This is a genomic window from Brevibacillus sp. NRRL NRS-603, assembly GCF_003013445.1.
GTDB classification, from domain to species: domain Bacteria; phylum Bacillota; class Bacilli; order Brevibacillales; family Brevibacillaceae; genus Brevibacillus; species Brevibacillus formosus.
Map to the genome: position 1 here is coordinate 1 of NZ_PXZN01000152.1, position 1,681 is coordinate 1,681.

2 protein-coding genes and 1 pseudogene are annotated in these 1,681 nt (G+C 46.6%); 1 reads left to right on the forward strand and 2 read right to left on the reverse strand.

Going from position 1 to position 1,681, the window contains the following annotated elements:
• Window positions 1-924 (forward strand): C40 family peptidase (locus tag C7R94_RS29455; RefSeq protein ID WP_233220710.1); only part of this gene is annotated, 924 nt, incomplete at its 5' end.
• A 77-nt stretch (window positions 925-1,001) separates the two neighbouring features.
• On the opposite strand, the gene C7R94_RS29460 is transcribed toward C7R94_RS29455, so the two are convergent.
• On the reverse strand, window positions 1,002-1,241 hold the full coding sequence (locus tag C7R94_RS29460; protein WP_106786021.1) for a hypothetical protein: 240 nt from the start codon (window positions 1,239-1,241) through the stop codon (window positions 1,002-1,004).
• Between the two features lie 120 nt (window positions 1,242-1,361).
• Window positions 1,362-1,681: pseudogene (locus C7R94_RS29465) on the reverse strand (M3 family oligoendopeptidase); the annotation flags it as partial.

Genomic DNA, 1,681 nt, shown 5'->3' on the forward strand with positions numbered 1-1,681 from the left:
GGTGGAGACGATGACATGAAAAAGACTTCGAGGCTACTAACCTTCCTCACCCTCTTCACTCTGCTGCCTACTGCTGCCCATGCTTCCTCATCGGCATATGTGGTATCAGCAGGTGATACGTTGAGCAAGATCGCTCGCGAACATCAGGTCACGGTGGATCAAATCATTCAATGGAACCAACTGAATGATGATAGATTGTCAATTGGACAAACTTTGTCAATTCATGGTGCAAGCACTTCTGACTCCATTGCGACTGACATTCCTTCCGATGTAGCCGTCGATCAGAATGATAACGCTACCACTGAGTCTAAAGAACTAACAGCTGGTGAAAAAGCCCGCGTCACTGGTGATGTGCTGAATGTGCGTAAAAAGCCTTCGACTGACGCAAAGGTGTTAGGCAAGCTACGCTTCGGTTCCATTGTAGAAGTCGTAGAAACGGGTAGTGAATGGACGAAAATCGAATTCGAAGATCGTGAAGCATACGTTTCTACAGAGTTCCTCAGTCCAAACCTCACTTCTAGTGTTTCGCTGCCTGCCGAGGTAAATGCAGAAGATCTGGGTCGAATGAAGGAAATTTTTGAGCCATTGCTCAATACACCATACGTCTTAGGCGGAACCACCCCGAATGGCTTTGATTGTAGTGGCTTTACTTCATACGTTTTTGAGCAGCTTGGGGTTACACTTCCTCGCACTTCTGAAGATCAATTCCGCGGCGGTCAAGAAGTGTCACTTGATCAAGCTCAGCCTGGTGATCTCTTGTTCTACGATTCTCTTGGAAAAGGACGAGTGTCCCACGTAGCGATCTATCTGGGTAATGGAGCAATCGTGCATGCGAATGGCGAAGATGTTCGCTATGGCAAAGTCGAATACATGCATAAGCTCTATCCGTTTTACGGTGTGAAGCGTTACGCTAATTTCCAGTAAGCTTTCCTACACAAATAAGAAAACAAACAGCCCTATCTGCCTTTGCAGCAGTTCGAGGGCTGTTTGTCTTTCTTTGCCTAATGTATTTCGCTATTATGGGCCTGCTGCTGCTGTTGTTGCCCTCCGATTTCGATTTTGCCCAACGCTTGCTTCATTTTGTCGAGCTGAAGTTGATAATCACGAACGACTACGGTAAGAACACTGACAGACTCCTTGAAATCCGGCTCGCTGCTTACTCTGTCGATGGCTCTATGTAGATGCAGCATCTTGTTCTCCGTTTCCCGTAATAGGTCGAGTAACTGCAATCCGTTTACCACGTAATCACCTCATCTGTTTTTTCTTACTTTCTCCTTCCCCTCTGTTCCCTATGCGCATAAAAACGCTTTGCAGCATGAATAAAAAACGTCCGCTCATGACATAGCGGACGTTCTTCCTATTTAGTTCAAGCGAGCAGACGCGAGCTCAACGAATTTGTCGATATCTTTTGCAACCAACGAGAGAGAGTTCCGCCAGAAATCAACTGAGCGTACATCAACATCCATGATGGCTGCTACATCCGCAACGCTCATTTTGCCTGTTACGGACAAGAGCTTGTCGTATTGCTCAACAAAAGCTTCCCCGCGCTTGAGATACTCTGCGTACAAGCCTTTCGCGAACAGAAGCCCAAAAGCATACGGGAAATTGTAGAAATTGTAATCCGCGCTATAATAGTGTGGTTTGCACACCCACATGTACGGGTGTAGAGCTGCCGGATCTA